General features: G+C 67.6%; 20 protein-coding genes. 12 read left to right on the forward strand and 8 right to left on the reverse strand.

The annotated features are described in order from the left end of the window. Both AC1DFR_RS00220 and AC1DFR_RS00225 read right to left on the reverse strand, forming a co-directional pair. On the reverse strand, window positions 1-459 hold the full coding sequence (locus AC1DFR_RS00220; protein WP_230008548.1) for a hypothetical protein: 459 nt from the start codon (window positions 457-459) through the stop codon (window positions 1-3). Continuing rightward, on the reverse strand, window positions 456-3605 hold the full coding sequence (locus AC1DFR_RS00225) for an efflux RND transporter permease subunit (RefSeq protein ID WP_476872431.1): 3150 nt from the start codon (window positions 3603-3605) through the stop codon (window positions 456-458). The genes AC1DFR_RS00220 and AC1DFR_RS00225 overlap by 4 nt, the downstream gene beginning before the upstream one ends. Window positions 3606-4481: 876 nt before the next feature. Here AC1DFR_RS00225 and leuS point away from each other — a divergent pair. The 6 genes from leuS to holA all read left to right on the forward strand — a co-directional run bounded on the left by leuS (window position 4482) and on the right by holA (window position 13646). Continuing rightward, a complete protein-coding gene (gene leuS / locus AC1DFR_RS00230; RefSeq protein ID WP_476872432.1) occupies window positions 4482-7013 on the forward strand; it encodes a leucine--tRNA ligase in 2532 nt (843 codons plus the stop codon). 136 nt (window positions 7014-7149) lie between these two features. Further along, on the forward strand, window positions 7150-8226 hold the full coding sequence (locus AC1DFR_RS00235; RefSeq protein ID WP_476872433.1) for a DegV family protein: 1077 nt from the start codon (window positions 7150-7152) through the stop codon (window positions 8224-8226). Window positions 8227-8340: 114 nt separating this feature from the next. Then, complete coding sequence (locus AC1DFR_RS00240) at window positions 8341-8526, forward strand: hypothetical protein (RefSeq protein ID WP_028276445.1); 186 nt, start codon at window positions 8341-8343, stop codon at window positions 8524-8526. Window positions 8527-9974: 1448 nt separating this feature from the next. After that, window positions 9975-10646, forward strand: coding sequence for a ComEA family DNA-binding protein (locus AC1DFR_RS00245; RefSeq protein WP_476872434.1), 672 nt, complete (start codon window positions 9975-9977; stop codon window positions 10644-10646). Window positions 10647-10662: 16 nt separating this feature from the next. Then, window positions 10663-12696, forward strand: coding sequence for a ComEC/Rec2 family competence protein (locus tag AC1DFR_RS00250; protein ID WP_476872435.1), 2034 nt, complete (start codon window positions 10663-10665; stop codon window positions 12694-12696). Further along, complete coding sequence (gene holA / locus AC1DFR_RS00255; protein ID WP_028276695.1) at window positions 12630-13646, forward strand: DNA polymerase III subunit delta; 1017 nt, start codon at window positions 12630-12632, stop codon at window positions 13644-13646. The genes AC1DFR_RS00250 and holA overlap by 67 nt, the downstream gene beginning before the upstream one ends. A gap of 228 nt (window positions 13647-13874) precedes the next feature. Here holA and rpsT read toward each other — a convergent pair whose 3' ends face one another. Further along, the gene (gene rpsT / locus AC1DFR_RS00260; protein ID WP_018773112.1) at window positions 13875-14135 is read right to left on the reverse strand and encodes a 30S ribosomal protein S20; all 261 of its coding nucleotides are present in this window, start codon (window positions 14133-14135) and stop codon (window positions 13875-13877) included. A gap of 203 nt (window positions 14136-14338) precedes the next feature. Further along, window positions 14339-14944 carry a type II toxin-antitoxin system PemK/MazF family toxin gene (locus AC1DFR_RS00265; RefSeq protein ID WP_476872436.1) on the reverse strand — a complete coding sequence of 202 codons (606 nt, stop codon included), beginning with the start codon at window positions 14942-14944 and terminating at the stop codon, window positions 14339-14341. 360 nt (window positions 14945-15304) lie between these two features. Between AC1DFR_RS00265 and lepA the strand changes: the two genes are divergently transcribed. Together lepA and hemW are read left to right on the forward strand one after the other, a co-directional pair. After that, window positions 15305-17158: a translation elongation factor 4 gene (gene lepA, locus AC1DFR_RS00270; RefSeq protein WP_026266375.1), complete on the forward strand. Its 1854-nt coding sequence runs from the start codon at window positions 15305-15307 to the stop codon at window positions 17156-17158. Between the two features lie 45 nt (window positions 17159-17203). Continuing rightward, window positions 17204-18442 carry a radical SAM family heme chaperone HemW gene (hemW, locus tag AC1DFR_RS00275; RefSeq protein ID WP_476872437.1) on the forward strand — a complete coding sequence of 413 codons (1239 nt, stop codon included), beginning with the start codon at window positions 17204-17206 and terminating at the stop codon, window positions 18440-18442. 127 nt (window positions 18443-18569) lie between these two features. Here the strand turns inward: hemW and AC1DFR_RS00280 are convergent, their stop codons facing one another. Both AC1DFR_RS00280 and AC1DFR_RS00285 read right to left on the reverse strand, forming a co-directional pair. Then, on the reverse strand, window positions 18570-18989 hold the full coding sequence (locus AC1DFR_RS00280) for a DUF4870 domain-containing protein (protein WP_026537291.1): 420 nt from the start codon (window positions 18987-18989) through the stop codon (window positions 18570-18572). A gap of 143 nt (window positions 18990-19132) precedes the next feature. Then, a complete protein-coding gene (locus AC1DFR_RS00285) occupies window positions 19133-19984 on the reverse strand; it encodes a DUF3097 domain-containing protein (RefSeq protein WP_476872438.1) in 852 nt (283 codons plus the stop codon). Window positions 19985-20301: 317 nt separating this feature from the next. On the opposite strand from AC1DFR_RS00285, the gene hrcA reads away from it, so the two are divergent. The 3 genes from hrcA (at window position 20302) to AC1DFR_RS00300 (ending at window position 23329) form a co-directional block, all read left to right on the forward strand. Continuing rightward, window positions 20302-21315, forward strand: coding sequence for a heat-inducible transcriptional repressor HrcA (gene hrcA, locus AC1DFR_RS00290; protein WP_476849274.1), 1014 nt, complete (start codon window positions 20302-20304; stop codon window positions 21313-21315). 92 nt (window positions 21316-21407) lie between these two features. Further along, entirely contained in the window at window positions 21408-22538 is a 1131-nt protein-coding gene (gene dnaJ / locus AC1DFR_RS00295) for a molecular chaperone DnaJ (protein ID WP_028276700.1), read from the forward strand. Between the two features lie 2 nt (window positions 22539-22540). Beyond that, window positions 22541-23329, forward strand: a complete 789-nt coding sequence (locus tag AC1DFR_RS00300) for a 16S rRNA (uracil(1498)-N(3))-methyltransferase (protein WP_476849273.1) — start codon at window positions 22541-22543, stop codon at window positions 23327-23329. A gap of 50 nt (window positions 23330-23379) precedes the next feature. On the opposite strand, the gene AC1DFR_RS00305 is transcribed toward AC1DFR_RS00300, so the two are convergent. Both AC1DFR_RS00305 and AC1DFR_RS00310 read right to left on the reverse strand, forming a co-directional pair. Continuing rightward, window positions 23380-24261 (reverse strand): GerMN domain-containing protein, encoded by an 882-nt coding sequence (locus AC1DFR_RS00305; RefSeq protein ID WP_253906772.1) that lies wholly within the window; start codon window positions 24259-24261, stop codon window positions 23380-23382. A 399-nt stretch (window positions 24262-24660) separates the two neighbouring features. Continuing rightward, entirely contained in the window at window positions 24661-24912 is a 252-nt protein-coding gene (locus AC1DFR_RS00310; RefSeq protein ID WP_476872439.1) for a hypothetical protein, read from the reverse strand. A 124-nt stretch (window positions 24913-25036) separates the two neighbouring features. Here AC1DFR_RS00310 and AC1DFR_RS00315 point away from each other — a divergent pair, with 124 nt between their 5' ends. Next, window positions 25037-26110, forward strand: coding sequence for a DNA polymerase IV (locus tag AC1DFR_RS00315; RefSeq protein ID WP_476849270.1), 1074 nt, complete (start codon window positions 25037-25039; stop codon window positions 26108-26110). Window positions 26111-26149: the final 39 nt, after the last annotated feature.

A 26149-nucleotide genomic window follows, 5' to 3' on the forward strand; every position in this document is an offset into this window, starting at 1 on the left:
TCAGTGCGCCGTATCGAATTCAGCGCCGAAGAGTTCAGCCGCGCCGACGGTTACGATTGCGGTGCCGACCGCGGGGCCGGCCGAGGCCGTGACCACTCCGTCCTCCACCTTGGCTACCGTGACCGACTGCCGCTGGTAGACCCGCGGGGCCGGGTTGGTGTACACCCAGGTTTTTCCGCTGGCGTCGTAGAGCAGGGCTGAGTAGGGCACGACGACGTCCTTACCCTTTCCGGCCTTGACGGTGTCGGTCTTCAGGTCGAGGCGTTCGATTCCCTTCTCCGTCAACGTCAGTTTCGCGATGCCTGTTGCGGCATTCTTCTCCACCTTGGCGGGTTCGTTGGCCGAGACGGCGGCGGGGGCCGCCGCCGTCGTCTGGGCACATGCGGGCAACGCGAACAGAAGTGCTGCGCATACAGCGGCCGCCAGGGGCAGGCGCCGCGAGGGCTGTTGGCTGGTCATTTTGCTTCCACCTTTTCCTGCGTAACGGGCTGGACGGGAACTTCGGCCTCGTACACTTCGGCCCACTCTTCCGGGGCGGAACCGGGCCCGAACCAGAGAGCGAGCAGGGGGAGTACAAAGATCCCGATGAGAGTTGTCGTGATGAGTCCGCAGACGATGATCAGGGCCATCGGGCCCAGGAAGGACCCGCCGACGGCGCCGCCGAAGAGTCCCGGCGGGATCAGGATCGCCACCGTGATCAGGGCTGCCTTCAGAATGGGCGAGACCCGGTCCCGGGCCGCCATCATGATGACCTTGTCAGGGGACTCGTGCGGGGCGGCCCGCCACAGCTCATCCGTCCGGGCGGAGAGCAGCGCCGCGTTGCGGGCTGCAACGGCCAGCACCGCGGCAAAGGCCGTGAGTGCCAGCACAGTGATGGCGCCTCCCGCGATCCACGCTGCCACGGCGGCCCCGGCCAGCGCGGCCGGCAGGGACAGGAAGATGGCAAGCGCCAGCTTCCAGCTCCGCACCGCTGTCTGGAGAAGGAGCAGGATTCCCAGAAGGGCAGCCGCGCCGATCCACAGAACCATGGCGTCCCCGGCGAGCTGTTCACTGTACTTCGTGGGGATTTCGGCGTGGTATTCCAGCGGGAACTGGATCTGCTCGATCGCCGCGTTGATGTCGCGCTGGATATCCGCGAGCGGACGTCCGCTGACCTCGGCCACCACATCGATCCGGCGTGAGGTGTCATCGTGCAGAATCACGACTTCATTGGGAACGAGCCGGATGTCGGCGATTTGGCCCAGCTGGACCTGGCCGCCGCTTGGCGTGTCCAGCAGGAGCTCACGGATGCTGGTCAGGTCATCCCGGACGTCCACCGCGCCGCGCACCACCACTTCAAAGACCTTCTGCTGTTCGAAGAGGTTGCCGACGACGATGCCTTGCATCAGGGCGGCGGCGGCGCGGCGTGCGTCGCCGGGTTTGATGCCGACCTTCTGCGCCGCCTCGAGGTTGACCTCGACTTCGACGATGGGCGTCATGGCGCTGGCGTTGATCGTCGGGTTCTTCACGCCGTCGACCTTTTCGATGGCCTTGCGGACCTCTTCTGCCTTCTCTCGCAAGACGGGCAAGTCTGTTCCGTAGACGCGGACAGCGAATCCGGGATCCATGCTGCTGCGCTCCTGGCCGATCTGCTGCTGGGAGTAGTTCATCACGTTGTGGGCGATGCCGGGGTAGCCCTGGACGACGTCACGGACCGCCTGCTCCGTTTCGCTGAAGTCGGCATCCGGTGTGATGGACACCCAGAGTTCCGCGGAACTGTTCCCGACAACCTGGTCGGAGGAAATGGCGCGGCCGATGTGGCCGCCAACTCCCGAGACACCAGGCAGGGTCCGCAGTTCGTCGGACGCCTTGGACGCCACCCGACGCACCTCGTCGTTGGACGTGCCTGCCATCGAGTCCCACTGCACCAGGAGTGTCCGGTCCGGAATCGTCGGCACGACCGCCCGGTTCCCGACCAGCTGCGATGCCGCGGCGAGCCCCAGCAGTCCAACGACGGCGACAGCGACAATGCCGAGGGCACGGCGGGAACGTGCCCCCTCGAGTGCCCTGTCGTACGTGGACCTGGCCCGGACAACACCGGGCGAGTCCGCCCGCCGGGCTTTCTCACCGGGAAGCAGGAGATATGCCAGGACCGGTGTCACGGACAAACCCACCAGCATTGACACGGCAAGCGCCAACGCCAGGGACCAGAAGAGGGGCTGGAAGAACGCACCGCCGACTCCCGTGACGAACAGCGTCGGTACGAGCGCGAGGGCCATGATGAGCGACCCGTGGAACAGCGGTGTGCGGACGCTGCGGACAAGCTGGACCATGCGGAACCTGATGGTGGCATCTGTCTCGGTCCCGGTGGTCCGCAACGGCCGGCGCCGCTGCGCCTGCACATCCTCCACGATGTCTCCGACAATCACAGAGACGCCCAGCAAGATGCCGGCGAGGATCGAGATATTCAGTGTGGAGTCGAGCAAGTAGAGCACCACTCCCGCCGCCATGACGGTGGTGCTGATCGCCACGAGGGCGATCACGGCCACCCGCCAGGAGCGGAACAGGGCCCAGAAGAGCAGCACGGCGATCAGGAGGCTCACGAGCAGCGCCAGGCCGAGTCCGTCCACGGCATCCTGCAGGAAGGAGGCGGGCCGGAAGACGGACGTATCCATCTGGATTCCGGAAAGCCCGGGCTGCATGTCGTTCAGCGCAGCCTCGAGGTCCTTGGTGACCTGCAGCGTGCTGGCTCCGGGGAACTTCTCCACGACCAGCAGGAGGCCCGCATCCTGGCCGACGACGGCATCGCCGATCAGCGGCTGGTGGTCCTCCTTCACCTGGGCAATGTCACCCAGGAGCATGGGAGATCCGGCGTCTTCGACACTGACCTTGGCCAGGTCCTCCGGTGTTCGGATGGGCAGCACGTGCTGGATGCCCAGGCGTTGGCTCGGCGACTCCACGAACCCGCCCGTGCCGGGGGTGGACGCCTCAAGGAAGCTCAGCGGCGACACCCAGACTGCGTTGCCGGTGGTCTTGATGACCTGTTCGAGCGTGATGCCCTTGTCACGCAGCTGCGTGGGGGTCACCTCTACTTGGAGCTGCTGTTCGCGCTGTCCCCAAATGGAAACGTTGGCGACCCCGGGAATGCCGATCAGCCGCGGCTTGATCTTCCACCGGGCCAGGACCGACATTTCGATCCCGGAAAGCTCTTTGGAGCTCATCCGGACCATAAGGACGCGGCTGGTGGACGACAACGGCTGCATGATCAGCGGCGGCGCCGAGACGTTCGGCAGCGCGTGGGCCTGGGTCATGCGTTCGGCCACGAGCTGGCGCGCGCGCAGAAGGTCGGTGCCCGGCTCGAACACGAGCTCGATCGAGGACAGGCCGGGAACTGATTTGGACCGGATTTCATCGAGCCACGCCACCCCGTTAAGGAGGTCGGCTTCCATCGGGGCAGTGATGAGCTGTTCAACTTCGGCAGCTGAGAGGCCCAGGGCCTCGGTCTGGATCTCGACGTGGGCCGGGGCGAACTCGGGCATGCTGTCGATGGCGACGTGGGGGACGTTCACTACCCCGAAGGCAATGAGTCCGGCCGCCATGGCGAGAACCAGGATGCGGAACTGCATACTGAAACGGGTGATCCAGCCGAACATGGCTAGCCCTGTTCCAGGGAGCCGGCGTCGCAGGTGCGGCCGGCGGGGGATTTCGGCAAATGCACGGAAGAATTGCGCAATTGATACATGACAGGCTCCTCAACCCGAGACCATTTGCGAATCCCCCCGAGAGATCCCATTTCTTGCTGATCTTTATCGAATAGTGTTCCCATTTGAATCGTTTGGCAAGATCAAAATTTTAGGCCTGCTTCACGGTTTTTCACGGGTTTCTCCCAGCTTGGAGGCTCACAATGCGCTCTCCGAACAAACTTCGCGGAAGGGCCCGGGCGCCCGTGGCCGGCCACCCGGGTGTTCGTTGTTTTTCTACTTGTTTTCCGCGCCGAGCTACCCGAATTTCTGTCGTAGTTACTTGCCCGATACGTCGGGCAATTGGCAGTAAGTACCGCTATTCCATAGGTATGTCGTTTGTAACAATTGCGGACATAGCAGCCCGCACAGGCCGCCGGAGCGCGAGTCGACTGCGACTACCGGGCCGCAACCGGCCCGTCGGTTCAGCACGAACCAGCCCGAGGGGCTAAAGTGGTCCTATGCGCGCCGTGCTCCTGCTTAGCTAGCCGCCCGGCATCCCGGCGAGACCTCGTTTCCGAAGAGTCCCCGGATTGCCGAGCGGCGGCCCCTCCATGTCGAGGGGCTTTTGTGTGTCCGGGGTAAATTCCGGTCCGCAACGCACGAAGTTACAGCAGGAGTACCACGTACGGACAGTATGGAGTCAGGACCGGGCAGCCGGCCGTGACAGTGCAGACTTGATGGTGAACAGGCCTGGCGGCAGGCAGGCCTGAAGGTAGACAGGCCTGGGTAACAGGCCGCACAGAACAGAAGAGGCCAGCAGTGAGCGTTCAGCCGGAAACACAGACCGGATCGCCAGCAGCCGCGGCGGAGGGGCCTGAGGAAGGTGCCTACAGCTTCGCGGCAATGGAAGCCAAATGGCCGCAGGTCTGGGAAGACCTGAAGGTCTTCACGCCGCTCGACGACGGCTCAAAGGAACGCCGCTACGTGCTGGACATGTTCCCGTATCCGTCCGGTGACCTTCACATGGGCCACGCCGAGGCGTTCGCGATGGGCGACGTTGTGGCGCGCTACCTGCGCCAGCAGGGCTACGATGTGCTGCACCCGATCGGCTGGGACTCCTTCGGCCTGCCCGCGGAAAACGCGGCGATCAAACGCAACGCGCACCCCAGTGAGTGGACGTACGCCAACATCGACACCCAGGCGGCGTCGTTCAAGCGCTACGCAATCTCCGCGGACTGGTCCCGCCGGCTGCACACCTCGGACCCGGAGTACTACCGCTGGACCCAGTGGCTGTTCACGCGGTTCTACGAACGTGGACTGGCCTACCGCAAGAATTCGCCGGTCAACTGGTGCCCCAAGGACCAGACCGTGCTGGCCAACGAACAGGTGGTCAACGGCGCCTGCGAGCGGTGCGGCACTCCCGTGACCAAGAAGTCCCTGAACCAGTGGTACTTCAAGATCACCGACTACGCTGACCGCCTGCTCGATGACATGGACGAACTGCGCGGGCACTGGCCCGAACGCGTCCTGGCGATGCAGAAAAACTGGATCGGCCGTTCCGAGGGTGCCCACGTCAACTTCGTGATCGAGGCCGACGGCGGCAAGGCCGCCAAGGACGTCACCGTCTTCACGACGCGCCCGGACACCCTCTACGGCGCCACGTTCTTCGTCGTCGCCGCCGACGCGCCGCTCGCAGTCGAACTGGTCACCGACGAGCACGCCGCCGCCCTGGACGCCTACCGGGAGCAGGTCAAGGCGCTCTCCGAAATCGAGCGCCAGTCCACCGAGCGCGAAAAGACCGGCGTCTTCACCGGGCGCTACGCGACCAACCCGCTCAACGGCGAAAAGCTGCCCGTCTGGGCCGCCGACTATGTCCTGGCCGACTATGGCACAGGCGCCATCATGGCCGTCCCGGCCCATGACCAGCGCGACCTCGACTTCGCCAAGACCTTTGACCTGCCCGTCCGGGCAGTCCTGGACACGGGCGAGGAAGGCCCGGCTGCCACGGGCATCGCCACCACCGGCGAGGGGACCCTGATCAACTCCGGCGGCCTCGACGGGCTGCCCAAGGCCGAGGCCATCCCGGCGGCCATCGAAATCCTGCGCGAGTTGGGCACCGGCGAGAAGTTCGTGAACTTCCGGCTGCGTGACTGGCTGCTCAGCCGGCAGCGGTTCTGGGGCACACCGATCCCCATCATCCACTGCCCGGCCTGCGGTGAGGTCCCGGTCCCGGATGATCAGCTGCCCGTGACCCTGCCGGCGGACCTGCGCGGCGAGGACCTGTCCCCGAAGGGCACGTCACCGCTCGCCGCGGTCGAAAGCTGGGTCAATGTCGAGTGCCCCAACTGCCAGGGCCCGGCCAAGCGGGACACGGACACGATGGACACCTTCGTGGATTCCTCCTGGTACTTCCTGCGCTTCGTCTCTCCGCAGTACACCGGCGGTCCGTTCGATCCGGAGAAGATCAACGACTGGATGCCGGTCGGCCAGTACGTGGGCGGCGTGGAGCACGCCATCCTCCACCTGCTCTATGCGCGGTTCTTCACCAAGGTCATCCACGACCTCGGCATGATTGAGGCGGACGAGCCGTTCAGCGCACTGCTGAACCAGGGGCAGGTGCTCAACGGCGGCAAGGCCATGAGCAAGTCCCTGGGCAACGGCGTCGACCTCGGCGAGCAGTTGGACAAGTTCGGTGTGGACGCTGTCCGCCTGACCATGATCTTCGCCTCCCCGCCGGAGGACGACGTCGACTGGGCGGACGTATCGCCGTCGGGCTCCGCGAAGTTCCTGGCCCGGGCCTGGCGCCTCGGCCAGGACGTCACAAGCGCACCCGGCGTCGATGCCGCCACCGGTGACCGTGCCCTGCGCACCGTCACCCACCGCACGATCGCCGATGCGCAGGCCCTGCTGGACAACAACAAGTTCAACGTGGTTGTCGCAAAGCTGATGGAACTGGTCAACGCGACCCGCAAGACCATAGATGCAGCCAGCGGTGCCGGCGGTGCGGACCCAGCAGTCCGCGAGGCCGTCGAGGCCGTAGCCGTAATCCTGAGCCTGTTTGCACCGTATACCGCCGAGGATCTGTGGAACGTCCTGGGGCACCCGGCATCGGTCGCCAACGCCGGCTGGCCCACGCACGACGACGCACTGCTCGTGGAGGACACGGTCACCGCCGTCGTCCAGGTGCAGGGCAAGGTGCGGGACCGGCTGGAGGTTTCCCCGGACATCTCCGAGGAGGACCTGCGCGAACTGGCGTTGGCATCGGAAAATGTCCAGCGCGCCCTCGATGGCCGTGCCCTGCGCACGGTGATCGTACGGGCGCCTAAACTGGTCAACATCGTCCCGGCCTAGCCGGACGTACCAGCTTGACACTGGCCGCCGGCTGATCCCGGCGGCCAGTGCAGTCAACCAGCGCAGACAATGGGACGGGCACAAGTGCCCCCGCCGGAGAAGTAAGTCCACGCGTCCCCACAGCAGGAGGTCCTTCGTGCCACACCGCGAGCCGTCAGGCTGGCCATGGCTGCGCGAGCGGCTTGTTCGCCTGCGGCAGGGTTCCCGGGACAGCATCCCCGAAGCGGCTCCCGCCGCCGTCGTGCAGGTTGCGGTGGTCACGGACTCTGCCGCCGCGCTGCCCGCGGACTGGGTCCGGGCTTTCGCTGCTGACGGCCGGCTCACCGTGGTCCCGATGCCCGTGATGCTCGGCGCCGAAATCTACGGCGAGGGTGAGGACGACATTGCGGAGACCATCGCCGTGGCCCTGGCCAGCGGCAAGCCCGTCAAGACCTCGCGTCCGTCACCGGGGCAGTTTGAACACGCCTACCGGGAGGCCAGCGAGCGTGGCTTCCAGTCGGTGGTCTCCATTCACATCTCGGCGGGGCTGTCCGGGACAGCCGACGCCGCCCGCCTGGCAGCCCAACGGGTCGGCATGCCGGTAGAGGTCCTCGACTCCCGGACGGTCGGAATGGCCCAGGGGATGGGCGTGCAGGGCGCGGTGGTCGCGGCCGCCGACGGCAGGAGCGCGGCCGACGTGTTGGCCTTCGCGCAGGACCGGCTGGACCGCACCAAAGTGTACTTCTATGTCCCGACCCTGGAACAGTTGCGCCGGGGCGGCCGGATCGGGGCTGCGGCCTCGCTCTGGGGGACCATGTTCTCCATCAAACCCATCCTGGCGGTGGAAGACGGCCGGATCATCCCGCTGGAAAAGGTCCGGTCAGCGGCGAAGGCCATCGCACGCCTGGAAGAAATCGTGGCCGCGGACGCCTCCGGCCGCCCTGCCGGGCAGGCGCGGCTGGCTGTGCACCACTTTGGCAACCAGGCCGAGGCCGAAGACCTTGCCCGGCGCCTGGCCGTGGCATTACCGGCATGTCCGCCGGCCCAGATCAGCGCTCTCCCGGCAGTCCTGGCGGCCCACGCCGGGCTCGGTGTGCTCGCCGTGATCGTGGGGGAGGGCAGCACCCCTGCTGCAGCGAAACCCGATGCCTTCGCCGGGGACGTCGCCAGCCCGGACAGCGGGGAAGCGCACCCTGGCAGGGCTGCCTCCGAAGCGACGGAAACCGGCGACTAGCGCGGCGGGTCCATGTGCTCCATCTGCGCGGACGCCGGACTCTGGCCGTGAACGGGCGGCGGCGGTAAAGTCACTGCACCGATCCCAGCGAAACCAGTGAATCCGGAGGCCGCCATGGCAATGCAGGTGCACCACGTAGTCCAGTTAGATCGCGACGTTGCCGAAGAGGTGACCAAGTGGCTGAAATACCTCAAAGGCCAAGTGACCAGCGTTCAATTCCTCACCACCACGGTCCCGGATCCCAAGGCCGCGGACAAATGGCGGGTGCAGTACGAGGCATACATCACCTACCAGAAGTGAACCCCCGACTGTAGCTGCGTTTCAGGGGGTAGGCACGGGCGATGTCCGTCCGGGCGTGGGCGATGCTGTACGCGCGGGTGTGGCTGGTTCCGTTGGCGCTGTCTCTGGCATTGTCGCTGACACGGTGGTTGGTGGGGCGGTGGTTGGTGGGGCGGCCGGCTCGGACGTTGGCGGGGCGGGCGTTTCCGGGACCGTCGGTGGGGCGGCCGGCTCGGACGTTGGCGGGGCGGGTGTTTCCGGGACCGTCGGTGGGGCGGCCGGCTCGGACGTTGGCGGGGCGGGTGTTTCCGGGACCGTCGGTGGGGCGGCCGGCTCGGACGTTGGCGGGGCGGGCGTTTCCGGGACCGTCGGCACGGTGACTGGCGCGGACGTTGGCTCGGTGGTCGGTATGACGGTTGGCGTCGTGGGCGCGGGTACCGACACTGACGTTGGTGGAGTCGTTGGCGTTAGGGAGGCCGGCGGGGCTGTGGGAGGCGGAGTCGTTGGCGGCGGGGTTGGCCCGGGGTCTGGCTGATTCGGCCCGATAGTGTAGCTGGGCTGCTGGCCTGAGCCGTTGACCCACAGGGCGGCCTGCACCCGGCGGGCACTTCCGGGCTCCAGCCACCAGAGCACCTGTACGTTGCAGTGGTAGACAATCGTGACATTGGCGACGGCGCCCTGCGGCGGAACTGCATGGATCGAGGTGGCGGCTGTTTGGGTGGTCCAGATGAAATTCTGGTCGGCAGTCATTCCGGCCGTGCCGTCGACCGAAACATGCGCTATGCCGTACAGACCGTACTGGGGGCAGAAACTGCTTTCCAGAGAAAAATTGACCACCTGGGTTGAGGTGGCTTGCGTTGTGTCTGCCACGACCGGTGGGGCTGGCAGCATGGTGCCGCCAAGCGCCAGCACCGCCGCGGGCCCAAACAACCACTTCATTGCACACCAGCTTTCGACGCCTGAAATTTACCTCCAGGCGATCAGGGTTGCCCCCAGCCGGCAAAGTCTTCTCGATTGGATGCAGACGTTACCACCGGGTCCGGGCGGGCACCAGCGTAGGGAATACTTGCCTGATGCCGCGGATCTACGCGTATTACTCAGGTATATCCACATACGCCCGGTCCCCGGTATCAGCGGGGGTGAGGGCTGCCTAGAGTCGTTCCATGCCACGCCGCAACCCGGGAACTGAATCCGCCACAGGCGTCAGGGTTGCCCGTGATCGCCTGGCAGCGACGCGCTGGGCTGCCCGGGGTGCGGAAGATACTGCGGAGCCGGGCGAATCCCCGGCTCCGGGCCGGGAACCGGGCGACTCAGCGGGGCTGCTGGAGTTGCAGGTTCCGGCGCCCGGCAGCCCTGTCCCGGTCCGGGCTGATGGCGTCCTCGCTGCTGGACGATGCGTCGGGGGCGGCCCTTCACACCATGCGGATGAAACCCGCGGGTACGGCCGGGGAAGAAGGCCGACGCTGGCTATGCGATTTCGGGCCAGGACAGGGGTTAAGGCCGCTGCCCTGCTGGGCGTCCTTGCCGTTGTGCTGGGCGGCTGCTTCTGGTGGCAGGCCGGAACCGGCGGCGCGCAGGTGGTGGCTCTCAGCGACTCCGCCCCCGCCGCCGAGGAAGCACCCGATCCGGCGGATGACAGGTCAACCGCGCCGCCGGGAGATGAGGCCACCGCGGCGCCCGAAAGGATCGAGGTCCATGTTGCCGGTGCCGTGGCCAGCCCGGGGGTGGTTCAACTGCCGGCGGGAAGCCGGCTGCATGAGGCGATTGCAGCGGCGGGCGGGCCCACGGTTCTCGGGGATCCGGACCGGCTCAACCTGGCCGCCGTGCTTGAGGATGGGCAGAAGGTCCTGGTGCCCATCCGCGGCGAACCCGGTCAGGCCGATACGCCCACGGACGGCCCACCTGCGCCCGGTTCCGGTCCGGGCGGCACGGGGCCAGTCGGCGGGGGCGGGAAGGTCAACCTCAACACCGCCGGCCTTGAGGAACTCGGGACCCTCCCGCGCGTCGGGCCGGTGCTGGCGCAGCGGATCGTGGATTGGCGCCAGCAGCACGGGCGGTTCAAGACAGTGCAGGAGCTCGACGCCGTCGACGGGATCGGTCCGAAGTTGCTCGAGGCCCTGCTCCCGTTGGTGGGTATCTGACGTGGCAAATCCTGAGATGGAAAAGCCTGACACTGCACAGCCTGGCACTGCACGGCGTGGCGTGGACCGGACCGGCCCGCTGGGTTCTGTGGCGGTCCCGCAGAGTCGCTGGCAGCGCTACGTCGATGCGGCCGTCGATTCCCCGGCGCGTGCGGAGCACGAGGATCCGGTGGCCTCCGGCCGGATCCGCGGATCCGGTAAACCCGCGCGAGACACCGCCGCGCGTCGGCGCCCGATCGAACGGACACGACGGACGGACCTTCGTCTGGTGCTCCCGGCACTTCTTGTCTGGGGGACCGCCGTTGCCGGAAACTGGCTGTCCCCTGCAGGGCTGGCCGGTCTCTGCACGGCGCTGGCGGCGGCCGGAGGCATGCTCTTCCTGGCCGGTCGCGTCATCCTCGGCCGTTCTGGGCTCCGCCCGGCGAGGGAGCGGGGCGCCAGGATTGGGCGGGGTGGCCGCGGGCGCGGCCGCAGCGCCGGGCAGGCGGTTCCGCGCAGCATTCGCGCCACAGTGGCAGCGGCGCTGCTGTTGTCCTCCGCGGCAGGCTCACACGCCGCCGTCGAGGCCTCCCGGCGGCATGACGGCGCCATCGCAGAAGCTGTGGCCGCCCGCGCGGCCGTCGTCGCGGAACTGGAAATTGCAGGCGCCCCACGGCCGCTCAGGATTCCCGGTGCCGGTGGCCTGCCGGACCGCTGGGCAGTTCCCGTGATCCTGACGGCGATGACCTTCGGCGGCCACAGGGTCGCCGGGGACGCACGGATCGTGGTCATGGGCGGGGCCACCTGGGGAGACGCCGTTCCGGGCCAGCTCCTGCGCGCCACAGGCAAACTCCGTCCCGCCGCGCCAGGGGAGCCGGAGGCCGGACTCCTGGCAGCGACGTCTGCGCCAACCCTGCTGCGGGGACCCGGGCCCTGGCAGCAGGGTCCCGGGGAGCTTCGCCGCGCCTTCACCGCCGCGGCGGCAAGGTTCGGGGGCGACGCCGGCGGGCTGCTGCCCGGCATGGTCACCGGCGACACCAGCGCCCTGGACCCCGAGTTGGAAGCCGCCATGAAGACCGTCGGGATGACGCACCTGACCGCCGTCAGCGGGGCCAACTGCAGCCTGATCCTCGGGACTCTGCTGCTCGCCGCCCGCACGCTCCGCCTTCCGCGCGCGGCCGCCGCCGCGGCCAGCCTCGCGGGGCTGGCGCTGTTCGTCGTCATGGTGGGACCGGATCCGAGTGTGCTGCGGGCCGCACTCATGGGCAGCATCGGCCTCGCGTCCGTAGCTCTTGGCCGGGCGGGGCGCGGACTCAGCCTGCTCTGTGTTGCCGTCATCGGCCTGCTGCTGGCGCAGCCGGTCCTGGCTGCCAGCTTCGGATTCCTGCTCTCGGTCCTGGCCACGCTGGGAATCGTGGTCGCCGGACGCCGCATCATGGACTGGCTGCCGCCTTCGGTGCCGCGCTGGGCGGCAGCCGGCGTCGCCGTACCCCTGTCCGCCCAGCTCTTCTGCGCCCCGGCGATCGTGTTGTTGCAGCCGCAGTTCGGCGCCTACACCCTGCCCGCGAATGTGGCCGCCGCAGCGCTCGTGGCGCCAATTACACTCCTCGGCACGGCCGCCGTGGTGCTCCTGCCCGCTCTCCCGGCCGCAGCGGGCCTCCTCATGGCCGCCGCTGCTGCCTTCGCAGGTGCGGTGGCGGGGGTCGCCCGGTTCTTCGCGGCACTCCCGGGCGCCGCCCTGCCGTGGCCGGAAGGAGTCTTTGGTGCAGCCACCATGGGAATCTTTTCCGCGGCTGTGCTGGCGGCGGCGTGGCTCGCCCTGCACCCTGCCGCGGCCGCCCGTGGCGTCCTCGCGGCACACGCACTGGTGGTCGCCGTCCTCGACGGACGCTCGCATGCGGCGGCACGGTCAGCCGTCCGGCGGGCCGTCAGCCGCGGCTTGGAGCACCGGTCCGGGCGTGGGACGCTTAGAGTCCGCAAACCAACTTCCGGGAGGAATCGAGAGTGGCTGCTGCCCAGACCCAACGGCCCAGGACCTCGGCGTCGAACACCGCCACCTGGCGCGATGTGACACCTGCTGCCGTCGTCCTGGTGGGCGGTCCGGAAGACTACATAGGTGCCCGGGCCATGGACCGTATCCGCGCGCAGGTCCGCGCGGTGGCGCCCGACGTCGAAATTACGCGGCTCAATGCCGGCAGCTACACGGCCGGGTCCCTGGCCATGAACGTCAGCCCTTCACTGTTCGGCGAACAAAAGCTCATCGAGGTCGACGGGCTCGAGGCGATGAACGATGCCTTCCTCGCCGATGCCCTGAAGTATGTGGTCCAGCCCGAACCGGAGGCCTTCCTGGTGCTCCGCCACGGCGGGGGAGTCCGCGGCAAGAAGCTGCTGGACGCCATCAAGGCCGCGGGCTGGCCCGTTGTCGACTGCCAGCCGCTCAAGAAAGACGCCGAGAAGATCGCCTTCGTCACGGCCGAGTTCCGGGCGGCCTCCCGGCGTATCGACCCCGACGCCGTGCACGCCCTGGTCAATGCGGTTGGCGCGCAGCTCGCGGAACTCGCCGCCGCCTGCAGCCAGCTGATCGCTGACGCCACCACCGGCGTGGACGCGGCCATGGTGGACAAGTACTACGGCGGCCGGGTCGAGGCAACGGGTTTCAAGGTCGCCGACGCCGCGATGGCCGGCAACGGCCCGCTGGCCCTGTCCACACTTCGCCACGCCCTGGCCACCGGCGCGGACCCGGTGCCGATCGTGGCTGCCCTGGCGTCGAAGTTGCGTTCCCTGGCCAAGGTGGCCGGCGCGCAGGGGTCGTCGTCGCAGATCGCCAAGCAACTGGGTATGCAGCCCTGGCTCGTCGAACAGGCCCAGCGGGAAGTCCGGCGCTGGACGCCCGAGGGGCTGGTCCGCTCGATCCAGGTCACCGCCGAGGCCGACGCCCAGGTCAAGGGCCTCTCCCGGGATCCTGTCTATGCCGTGGAACATGCGGTAACGGTGATTGCCACCTCGGCTAGGAGTTCCTGACACCCGCGTTCGAACCCTGGGCCCGGCGTGTTGGCCCTGCGGGTCCGGCCGGACCAGGTGCGGCGTGCCGGCCCTGCTGGCGCGGACCCGGCAGCGGGCAGCGGGCGGCGTACCGGAGTAGTACGAGAACGGGTGCGGAGTCGGCCCCTTGCGGAACCGGTTTAACTGGATGTGGCCGGCACCCATGGGGTGCCGGCCACAATCATCAGTTCAAGTGAACTGGAAACCTTAGAGCGCGTTGACCTTCTTGGAGATGGCCGACTTGCGGTTTGCAGCGTTGTTCTTGTGGAGAACGCCCTTGCTGACGGCCTTGTCCAGCTTGCGGCTGGCAGAAAGCAGTGCAACAGCCGCAGCATCCTTGTCGGTGGACTCAACGGCGGTGTTGACGGCGCGGATGGCCGTCTTCAGCTCAGACTTGACTGCGTTGTTGCGCAGGCGAGCCTTTTCGTTCGTCAGGATGCGCTTCTTCTGGGACTTGATATTAGCCACGTGTGAACTCTCTTTTTCAATGCGGAAAATGGTCTAGAGGGCTTTCAGATTGGCCATTGACTGAGCGGCGTGGGGATACCTATGGCGACCAACCATCTGTGGCCGTCGACCTGCACGGACACACAGCTGTAAATAATAGCAGAGATCAACGTACAGGCACGAGTGCGGGTGGCGATCCGCCGCCGCGCACGGTGTCCGCCGGGTCAGCTCCAGCCGTGCCGCTGCCGCAGCGCGGCCGCGATGTGGTTGAAGCGGCCTGCGTCCAGGATCGCTCCTTCGCGCCGGATGTCCTTCGCGTTGATCTGCAGAACCCGGTCCAGCTTCGCTTCGCTGGGCCGCCACTGGCGGTCCCAGGGTCCCGTGCCGATGTCCACGTAGTCATCCGACCGGCGGGAGTCGCCGTCGTGGTCCTTGCTCGTCAGCATCAGGCCCAACAAATACCGGCCGCTGGTGCCCACCAGCAGCACCGGGCGGTCCTTGCCCTGGGAGTAGTCCTCTTCGTAGGGCACCCAGGTCCAGACGATTTCGCCGGGCTCGGGCAGGCCGTTGGGTGCGGGGGCATAGCGGACGGCGGCCCGCCCCTGGAAGTCGCCGGGATATGTTCCGGTCAGTCCGGCGGCCGGGGTGCCCCCTGTGGAGCGGGCCGGGGTGCCGGGACGCGCCTGGCCCGGCCGCCGCTTCGCCGCAGGCTTTCGGGCGGGTTTTGCCGCCGGCCCACGGGTGGTTCCCGGTGGGGACCCGCCAAGTTTATCCAGGAAGCGCAGGGCATCGCGGACCGCGCCGCTGATCGATCGTAAGTTCCAAGCCATGGGGAAACCATACCGGCAACCCCTGCAGAGAACCGGGGCAGGGAAAGAGCGGGGGAGAGGTGGGGCAGAGGGTGGCCGCAGTCGGCTGGCGGCCAGGCAGGGGCGGACCCAGGCACGGCGCAGCACGCAGCCAGATCCGGGGGCCAACCGCAGCCGAGCCGAGGCCAGATCCGCGGGCGGAATCCCTCCGAGAGTCCACCGAAGCCAGGAGAGTCCGCAACGCAACGCAGGGATGCACTGCCACTGGCCCGGACGTGGGAGACTATAGGGACAGAAATGCGCCACGTCGCAGGATGGCATACGAGCATCCGCACCGAGCCGTGGAAAAGCCAACCGTAATGCCAACAGTAAGGACCCTGCGTGTCTCCCATGGCCCGCACCGCCCCGGTGCCCGCCGCAACAGATCCGGCCATCATCCGGAACTTCTGCATCATTGCGCACATTGACCACGGCAAATCCACACTGGCCGACCGGATGCTCCAGTTCACCGGTGTTGTCCAGTCCCGTGACATGAAGGCCCAGTACCTGGACCGCATGGACATTGAGCGCGAACGCGGCATCACCATCAAATCCCAGGCCGTCCGCATGCCCTGGGAACTCGACGGCACCAGCTACGCGCTGAACATGATCGACACCCCCGGGCACGTCGACTTCACGTACGAGGTCTCCCGCTCGCTCGCGGCCTGCGAAGGCGCGATCCTGCTGGTGGACGCGGCCCAGGGCATCGAGGCCCAGACTCTCGCCAACCTCTACCTGGCGATGGAAAACAACCTCACCATCATCCCGGTCCTGAACAAGATCGACCTCCCGGCAGCCCAGCCCGAGAAATACGCGGCGGAACTCGCCAACCTGATCGGCGGCGACCCCGACGACGTGCTCCGCGTCTCCGGCAAGACCGGCATGGGCGTCGAGGTTCTGCTGGACAAGATCGTCCGCGACCTGCCGGCACCGGTGGGCGACCCGAACGCCCCCGCCCGGGCCATGATCTTCGACTCGGTCTACGACACCTACCGCGGTGTGGTCACCTACGTCCGCGTCGTCGACGGCATGCTGCACCCGCGTGAACGCATCCAGATGATGTCCACCCGTGCCACGCACGAGCTCCTTGAGATTGGTGTGAGCTCCCCGGAACCCACCCCCTCCAAGGGCCTTGGCGTCGGCGAGGTCGGCTACCTCATCACCGGTGTGAAGGACGTCCGCCTGTCCAAGGTGGGCGACACCGTCACCAACCTGGCCAAGCCCGCCACCGAGTCCCTCCCCGGCTACGCTGACGCCAAGCCGATGGTCTTCTCCGGCCTGTATCCGCTCGATGGCACGGACTATCCGGTGCTCCGCGATGCGCTGGAGAAGCTGATGCTCAACGACGCCGCACTGGTGTACGAGCCCGAAACGTCCGCCGCGCTGGGCTTCGGCTTCCGGGTGGGATTCCTGGGCCTGCTGCACCTGGAAATCACCCGCGAGCGGCTCGAACGCGAATACAACCTGGACCTCATTTCCACCGCGCCCAACGTGGAATACGAGGTCACGCTGGAGGACAAGAAGGTCGTCCACGTCACCAACCCCAGCGAATACCCCACCGGCAAGATCGCTGAGGTCCGTGAGCCGATGGTGTCCGCCACCATCCTTGCGCCGAACGAGTTTGTCGGCGCCATCATGGAGCTGTGCCAGAGCCGGCGCGGCGTCATGGGCGGCATGGACTACCTCTCCGAGGACCGGGTGGAAATCCGCTACCGCCTGCCGCTGGCCGAAATCGTCTTCGATTTCTTCGACATCCTCAAATCCAAGACCCGCGGCTACGGGTCACTGGACTGGAAGGCCGACGGCGAGCAGGTGGCCGACCTGGTCAAGGTGGACATCATGCTCCAGGGCGAACAGGTTGATGCGTTCTCCGCCATCACCCACCGCGACAAGGCCTACGCCTACGGCGTGATGATGACCGGCAAGCTGCGCGAACTCATCCCGCGCCAGCAGTTCGAGGTGCCTATCCAGGCCGCCATCGGCTCCAGGATCATCGCCCGCGAAAGCATCCGCGCCATCCGCAAGGACGTCCTTGCCAAGTGCTACGGCGGTGACATCACCCGAAAGCGCAAGCTGCTGGAAAAGCAGAAGGAAGGCAAGAAGCGCATGAAGATGGTGGGCCGCGTCGAGGTGCCGCAGGAGGCTTTCATCGCCGCGCTGACAACGGACGAGTCCAAGGACAAGGCCAAGAAGTAACGGTGCAGGTAATGATTGTTGCTGCAGTATCGGCAGGCCGGGCCCGTGCCTAGCGTTCTTCCCCTCGGCGACCCGGCGCCGGCGGACGGGCTGCTGCCCGCCCAGGCGGGCGACGGCGCCGATCAGCGCGCATTCGGGCTGTACGTGCACATCCCGTTCTGCGCGGTCCGCTGCGGGTACTGCGATTTCAACACCTACACCGCCACGGAGCTGGGTGGCGGGGCCTCCCAGGACGCCTACGCCGCCACCGCGATCGCGGAAGTGGAGTTCGCCGCCGCGGTCCTGAAGGGCAGCGGCCTGCCCGGCCGCCCCCTCAGCACGGTCTTCTTCGGCGGCGGCACCCCCACCCTGCTGCCGGCGGAGGACCTGGCGCGCATACTCAGCGCCGCGATCGACGCCTGGGGACTGCAGCCCGGCGCCGAGGTGACCACCGAGGCAAACCCCGATTCCGTCACGCCCGCATCCCTGCAGCTGCTGGCCGACGCCGGGTTCACCCGCGTTTCGTTTGGCATGCAGTCGGCCGTGCCGCACGTCCTGAAGGTCCTGGACCGCACCCACACGCCCAGCCGGGTGCCCGAGGTGGTGCAGTGGGCGCGTAATGCCGGGCTCTCGGTCAGCCTCGACCTCATTTACGGGACGCCGGGGGAGTCGTTGGAGGACTGGCGCTACTCGCTCGAGACCGCACTGTCCTACGCCCCCGACCACATCAGCGCCTATGCCCTGATCGTTGAAGACGGCACCAAGCTTGCCGCGCAGATCCGCCGTGGCGAAGTGCCGGAAATCGACGACGACGACCACGCCGCCAAATACGAACTCGCCGACGAACTGATTTCCGCCGCCGGGCTCAACTGGTACGAGGTCAGCAACTGGTCCCGCACCCCCGAACAGGCCTGCCGGCACAACCTCGCTTACTGGCGTGGGGACGACTGGTGGGGCATCGGGCCCGGGGCACACTCGCACGTGGGCGGTGTCCGCTGGTGGAACGTCAAGCACCCCACCGCCTACGCCAACCGCCTCGGCGCCGGCGCCTCACCCGCCGCCGGACGCGAAACGCTGGACTCTGAAACCCGCAACGTGGAACGGGTCATGCTCGAGGCCCGGCTCAATTCCGGGCTCGACATCCCAAGCCTCGGCGGCCTGGGGGACACCGGCAGGCACGCTGTGGCGGGGCTGATCGCGGACGGCCTCGTGGACCCCGCGGCGGCTTTCAAAGGCCGGCTCATTCTCACCCTTAAGGGCCGGCTGCTGGCCGACGCCGTCGTCCGCAGGATCCTGCCGGACTAGTCTGCCCGGCAAAACTTCCACGACTTGGCTGCCCGCATCAGCGGCCACAACACCCTGCCGCACAAAACAGAGCCGGCCGCTGCCCCTGACGGGCGGCGGCCGGCTCTCGTGCTTGGGTCCGGGCCGGCTATTTGATCCAGCGCAGGTTGAATTCGTAGCGGTGCGGCTGGCCGCGGTTGACGTGGATGCCTGCCGCCACCGAGAAGCACGTCACGGCGATCCAGATCACCGTGGCGAGCACGGCGAAGAGGTTGCCCACCACCGGGATGAAGACCAGCAGATTGGCCAGCACCGCGGCCAGGGTCGGCGGCAGCGTGAAATTGAGGGCTTCCTTGGATTCCTGTGCCGTGAACGGGCCGCGGTCCTTGAAGATGAGGTAGATCAGCAGCGACGGCACGCAGCCCAGGATGCCGCCGAAGTGCGCGAGCGTGGCCCACTGGCGGTCCTCGCTGGCCGTCAGCGGCAGCGCGTTTGCCGGAACGCCATGGTACGGGGGCTGGCCATGGCCAGCCTGATTGCCCGTGTGTTCGCGTGCGTTATCTGCCACGGTGTAGCCCTTCGGATTGCGGTGATGCGTTGCTGCCTGGGTTGTGCCTGAAATAGCCGGGACCGCGCTGGAAGCGCGGCCGCCGTTTCAAGAATACTTGCTCGGGCAAGGAAATGGAGATCAGAGGCGGCCGCCGCGGCGGACTAGGGCACGGTGAGGAAGTCAATGACCTCTTCCACGCGGCCAAGCAGCGACGCCTCCAGATCAGCGTAGCTGCGGACAGCCCCTAGGAGTTTCTGCCAGCCGAGGCCGATGTCCTCCTTCGTGGAGTGGGGCCACCCGAAAGCCATCAGGATCCCGGTCTTCCAGTCCGTGCCGCGGGGGATCACGGGCCACTGCTCGATCCCCAGGACCGAGGGCCGGATGGCCTGCCACACGTCCACGTAGGGGTGCCCCACAATCAGGACGTTGCCTGCGGCGCCCGGTGAGGCCATGACGGCGTCGGCGATCCGCGACTCCTTGGAGTCTGCCACCAAGTGGTCTACGAGCACGCCGAGGCGCCGCCCGGGGCCCGGGCCGAAGTCCGCCACGGCGGCCGCGAGGTCGTCAATGCCGTGCAGGGGCTCGACGACGATGCCCTCCACCCGGAGGTCATCGCCCCAGACCTTCTCCACCAGCTCGGCGTCGTGCTTTCCTTCCACCCAGATGCGGCTGGCCTTGGCCACCTGTGCGCGCTGCCCCGCCACCCGCACCGAGCCCGACGCCGTGCGGCCGGCACCGGCGGCCGGTGCCGTCTTCTTCGGGGCCGGCGGCATCAGGCGGATGGGCTGGCCGTCCAAGAGGAAGCCGAAGCCGAGGCGGAAGGACCGCGACTTGCCCCGCCGGTCCTCCAGCGCCACCACGTGCATGCCGCCGGACTTCTCCACGCGGGTTACGGCGCCCACCCAGCCGGACTGGACCTCCTCGAGGACCATCCCGCGTTCCACCGGGACTTCCGGCAGCTGGGTCTTGGCGGGGGCGGACAGGTCCTGGGGTCCCCAGTTCTGGTACGACATCTCTTCACGCTTACTTTGCACTCGGAATGTACGGCGGTCGGTGGAACTCTCCGGGGGCCGGAACCGGACCGCGACGGCGCGGCAACGGCAGCGTCTGCCACGGTCTCGGCGCCGGCGTGACGGGAATCGCGTTCCCGCGGGCCACGCCTGGAGCGAATCCAATGCTAACAACGCGGCGACTCATATTAGACTGGTTAGCACTTAGGCATGTCGAGTGCTAACCCTTGTCCTGCGGCGGGCCGTCCGTGCACCACTTGTGGACCCGGACCGGACGCGGGGGTGGCACCGGCTGCGGGACAGTCGATTGGAGGTGGAGCGTGAGCGAACCGCGCAAACTCGAAGTGCTGCGCGCCATCGTGGAGGACTACGTCCATTCGCGTGAGCCCGTTGGTTCCAAAGCGCTCGTCGAACGGCACCATCTCGGCGTCTCGAGCGCCACGATCCGAAATGACATGGCGGCGCTGGAAGACGAGGGCCTGATCACGGCACCGCACACGAGTGCAGGCCGGATCCCCACTGACAAGGGCTACCGGTTGTTCGTCGACCAGATCTCAGCGGTGAAGCCGTTGTCCCAGGCCGAGCGCCGGGCCATCCAGGCGCTGCTGGAAGGATCCGAGGACCTCGACGACATCCTTGACCGGACCGTGAGGCTCCTCTCGCACCTGACCAACCAGGTCGCCGTCGTGCAGTATCCGCTGCTCAGCCGCGCCCGGGTGCGGCACATTGAGTTCGTGCTGCTGGCGCCCAGGAAAGTGCTGGCTGTTCTGATCGCTGACACGGGCAAGGTGGAGCAGCGCGTGATCGACGTCGGGCAGGACATTCCCGACGACGCGCTGTCGGAATTGCGGAGCAGCTTTCTGGCCAGCCTCTCCGGTACGCCGCTGAGCCTGATGCCGCAGCTGCTGCCCGCCGTCGTTGCCGGTGGCCCGCCCGCGCGGCGCGGAGCAGCCCAGGCGCTGGCCCGCGGCCTTGAGGCCCTGGCCACGAGCAGCCGTGAAGAGCGCATGGTCATGGCCGGCACCGCAAACCTGGCCCGCTCCAATGTGGACTTCCCGCTCAGCATCGGCCCCGTGCTGGAGGCCCTCGAGGAACAGGTGGTCATGCTCCGCCTGCTCAGCGAAATGGCCGAAGACCCGCGCGGCGTGACCGTCAGCATCGGCCGGGAAAACCCCTACGACGGTCTCGCCGAGGCCTCGGTCGTGGCCACCGCCTACGGGCCGGACGCCACGGCCAAGGTCGGAGTGCTTGGGCCCACCCGGATGGACTATCCCACCACCATGGCCGCCGTCCGAGCGGTGGCCCGCTACCTTTCGAGGATCCTGGGGCCCTGACGGGTCCGGGACCGAATACGACTTCTTGCCCCACAGGCAGTGCCCCACAGGCAGTACCCCACAGGCAGTACAACAAGGAAGAGATACACACTTTGAGCAGCCACTACGACGTTCTTGGAGTCTCCCGCGACGCATCGGGGGAGGAGATCAAGAAGGCCTACCGGAAACTGGCCCGGACCCTGCACCCGGACGTGAACCCCGGGGAGGACGCCTCGGACAGGTTCAAGGCCGTCACGCACGCCTACGAGGTCCTCTCCGATCCGCAGAAGCGCCGGGTCTATGACACCACCGGCAACGAGAACGGCACCGACAACGGGTTCGGCGGCGGCAGCTACTCGGGCCAGGGCTTCGCCTTCCAGGACATCTTCGAGACCTTCTTCGGCGCTGGTGGCGGCCAGGGCGGCCCGGCGTCCCGGGTCCGCCGCGGCCAGGACGCGCTGATCAGCGTCCGGATCGACCTCCGCGATGCGGTGTTCGGCGTGAACAAAAAGCTCGAGGTCGACACGGCCGTCATCTGCCCCACCTGCGAGGGATCCTGCTGCCGGGAGGGCACCCACCCGGTCCGCTGCGACATCTGTGGCGGCAGCGGTCAGGTCCAGCGCGCCGTGCGGTCCATCCTGGGCCAGGTCATGACGTCCGCCCCCTGCGGGTCTTGCGAGGGCTTCGGCACCGTCATCAAGGACCCGTGCAACGAATGCAGCGGCCAGGGCCGGATCCGCAGCCGCCGCTCGCTGACCGTCAAGGTCCCGGCCGGCGTGGCCACCGGCACCCGCATCCAGCTGTCCGGCCAGGGCGAGGCCGGCCCTGCCGGCGGCCCCGCCGGGGACCTGTACGTGGAGATCAGGGTCAACAACGACGCCACTTACGTGCGCGAGGGCGATGACCTGCACGCGAGCCTCAACATTCCCATGACGGCGGCCGCCCTCGGCACCGAAATATCCCTCGACACCTTCGACGGACAGCAGGAGATCGACGTCAAGGCCGGCACCCAGTCCGGCGAGATCATCACCCTTCGCGGTCTTGGCGTCACGCACCTGCGCGGCCACGGCCGCGGCGATCTGAAGGTGCACCTGCAGGTGGAAACACCGGTCAAGCTCGATCACGTCCAGGAGGAACTTCTCCGCCAGCTGGCCAAGCACCGTGGCGAGCACCTCACGGAAGGAAAGCTTGCGGCCAGCGGCGGCGTCTTCGCCAAACTGCGGGACCGGCTCGGTAACCTGTAGCGGTGAGTAACCCGGTCTTCTTCACCGCCCCAGGCACCCTGGACCAGCAGGTCCCCGGCTCGGCCTTCGTCCTCGAGGGAACCGAGGCCCGCCACGCCGTCACCGTCAAACGGATCGGCGTCGGCGAAGCGGTCGACATCGCGGACGGCGCAGGCAAGCGCCTGACCGGCACCGTGACAGCCGTCGCTGCCGGGGAGCTGAGCGTCGAATGCGTGGACCTGGCTGAGGAACCACGGCCAGGAACACGGCTGGTCCTGGTCCAGGCCCTGGCGAAGGGCGACCGCGATGAACTGGCGGCCGAGACCGCGACCGAGTTGGGCATCGACGCCGTCATTCCCTGGCAGGCCGAGCGGTCCATTGTGCGGTGGAAGGCTGAGCGGGCCGCGAAGGCGCATGCCAAGTGGCAGTCGGTGGTGACGGCAGCCGCCAAACAGGCGCGCCGGGCATGGATTCCCGAGGTCCGGGCCGCCGTCGACGGCGCCGGGCTGCAGGCGGCCGTAACGGCGGCAGACCTCGCCGTCATCCTGCACGAAGACGCCGTGCGCCCGCTGCGGCAGGTACTCGAGGCCTGGCTGGAAAGTGTTGGGCCCGGCGATGTTGTGGCAGATGATGCCGGATCCCGTGAGGTCCTGCTGATCGTGGGTCCGGAAGGCGGCATCAGCCCGCGGGAGGTGACCCGGCTTTGCGACGCCGGCGCAGTTACGGCCCTTTTGGGGCACCATGTGCTGCGTTCGTCCACGGCCGGGCCCGCCGCCACTGTGCTGGCCAGCGACATCCTCGGCCGCTGGTGACCTGCGGCAGCCGCCGCCGCAGGTGACGTGATGCCTTGTTGAGGTGACGGCTACTTGACCGTGAACCCGCGGGTGTCCTGGAATACTTCCTTGGCGCTGTCGGATGCGTCCACCTGGGACACCCGGACCTCGTAATTGCCCGGGCCGAGGTTCACGGACAAGGTGAACAGCCCGGGCCGGGCTGCATCGGCGGAGGCGGTGGCGCTGCCGTTGAGATACGCGGTCTTGGCGTTGTCGCCGTCGCCGTCGACCTTGAGGATCGCCCAGCGGAGCTTCCCGCCCTGGACGGTGCTGCGGCCGCTGATCTTGACCGAACCGTCGGCCACGGACGTGCCCTCCTGCGGATCAATGATCCACACTGGTGCCACCATCCCGGCGCTGCGGGAGGTCGGCTCGCCCAGGCGGACATGGTTGAAGGCGACGTAGTCGGTGTGACCGTCCACCAGCACAACCACCTGGACCTGCTGTCCGGCATCGATGAGGCCGGCGCTGGCCGCGGCAGCTGTCGCCGTGTAGACGAGCTGCTGGATGGCGCGCTCGGCCATGGCCGCATCCACGTTGCTGTTGAAGGCATCAGCGGAGACATCCACCGTGATGACGTTCTTGCCGGAAATCGAGGTCGCCAGCTTCTTCGGATTTTGCCAGGGCGTGAAAAAATCCGGGTCCAATGGCTTCTGCGACATCATGACCCGCAGGGCGCGGGTGACGGGATTGTCCTGATCCGGAACGTCGCGGAACTCGCGGTAGAGAAACGCGTTGTCATTGCCACGGCCGATCCAATACACCGGAGCCTTGTTCGACGTCTGGGCAGTCTCCAGCGGTGCGCTCGTGGTGGGGGCGCCCGACGCCGGGGCGGGAATGAGCTCTGATGGGCTGCTGGAATTCGTGATGCCGCTCTGCGGCGTCGCCACGCAGCCGGACAGGACGAGCACGGCAGGCAGCGCCAACGCCAGCGCGACGCGGCGGACGCGCCCCGCCGATGGCTGCTGAACTCCACGCTTCCTGATGCCGCTGTCCCTTCGTCGTACGCCCCGCGTTCCGGGGTGATGATCCGTTTGTAGCCGTCGTCGGCCGTCGACGGCCGCCCCATCCCTCACCGGCCGGAGACCGGCCCGGCGATCCCGGGACAGCCGGATTCCAGCATGGCACACGGGCGCGGCGCGGCAGCCGGGTTTGGGCCCTGGCGCCGGAACTGCAACGGGAACGATATGAGGCCGATACAAAGTTGATACCTAATGGCGTCCGCTTGTGGTTCCTGGCACTGACATGGTCCGGCCGCGTCTCCATGCCTGCCGTGCCAGCAGCCCGATGGTGAACTGGCACGGCAGGCACTATCCTGCGATGAGTTCCTTGACGGGCCCCTCGTGCAGGGCCAGGTAGACGTCGTCCCGGATCCGATTCGCCTCCGGGTCTGTCATGGTCCGGGCGAGGGGACGCAGCACCAGGCGTATCAGTGCATTGGCCTGCCCATCGCTGAGGCGGAGTCGTTTCGTCGCCGCTGCGGGGAGGTCAGCGCAGGGCGTCAGGGCCAGGAGTTCGACACTTTCCAGATCGTCGGCCTTTGCGCCCAACGCTGTTCGCACCCGGTCTCCAAGCACTTCGGCATCCAGGTCAGCGGGCACGGGAGGGCGCGTCGACGACGGCGAGTCCGGCCAGGCTTGGTGGAGGGCCGATGCTTGCTAGGGATGTTTAGGGCACACTGGTGGCGTGAGCGGAATCCCATGGGTGCTGCACGTCGATCTCGACCAGTTCATCGCGGCGGTTGAAGTGCTCCGGCGGCCGGAGCTTGCTGGCAAGCCGATCATTGTCGGCGGTCGGGGCGACCCCACGGAACGCGCCGTGGTGTCGACGGCATCCTACGAAGCGAGGGCATTCGGCGTGGGTTCCGGAATGCCCTTACGCATTGCGGCCCGGAAAGTGCCCGATGCTGTGATCCTGCCCGTCGATCAGGAGGCTTACCTCGCGGCGTCTGAAACGGTCATGGCTACCCTGCGCGCGCAGCCCGGCGCCACAGTGCAGGTGCTGGGGTGGGATGAAGCTTTTGTAGGCACCGAGACAGAGAATCCGGAAGCCTACGCCCGGCAGGTGCAGGCCGCTGTCCTGGAGCGAACGCAGCTTCACTGCAGCGTGGGCATCGGCGACACCCTGGTACGAGCCAAGGTCGCCACCGGTTTCGGCAAGCCGGCCGGCGTCTTCCGTCTCACTGCCGCGAACTGGCTCGACGTCATGGGCAGTCGGCCCACCAAGGAGCTCTGGGGCGTCGGAACCAAGGTGTCGGGCAGGCTGGCCAAACTCGGCATCAACACAGTGGCCGAGCTAGCCGCGTCCGACCCCCGGGACCTGGTCCCGGAGTTCGGCCCCAGGATGGGACCTTGGTACGCGGAGCTCGGACGCGGGGACGGCGCCAGCGTTGTGGACGATACCCCGTGGGTTGCCCGCGGGCATAGCCGGGAGACCACCTTCCAGCGCGACCTGACCGAACCCGCCCAGGTCGACGACGCCGTGAGGGAGCTGACAGCGCGCGTCCTGGAGGATGTTGTGGCCGAAGGTCGGCCCGTGGTTGGGCTGACCCTAAAGGTCCGCTACGCGCCGTTCGTCACCAAAACCCACGCGAGGAAGCTTCCCGAGACATTCGACCGGGACGAAATCCTCGCGGAGGCGTTGGACCTCGCAGCCGGAATCGAAGCAGACCGTCCGATCCGGCTCCTGGGCCTGCGGGCCGAAATGGCAATGCCCGACGATGCCCGAAAGGGACATACGCCGACACGCGGCGGCTGGTGACGGCGTCGCTTCCTCCCCGGTGCGGCGTTCTACCGGCCG

It is taken from the genome of Arthrobacter sp. 05T410 (assembly GCF_056396505.1).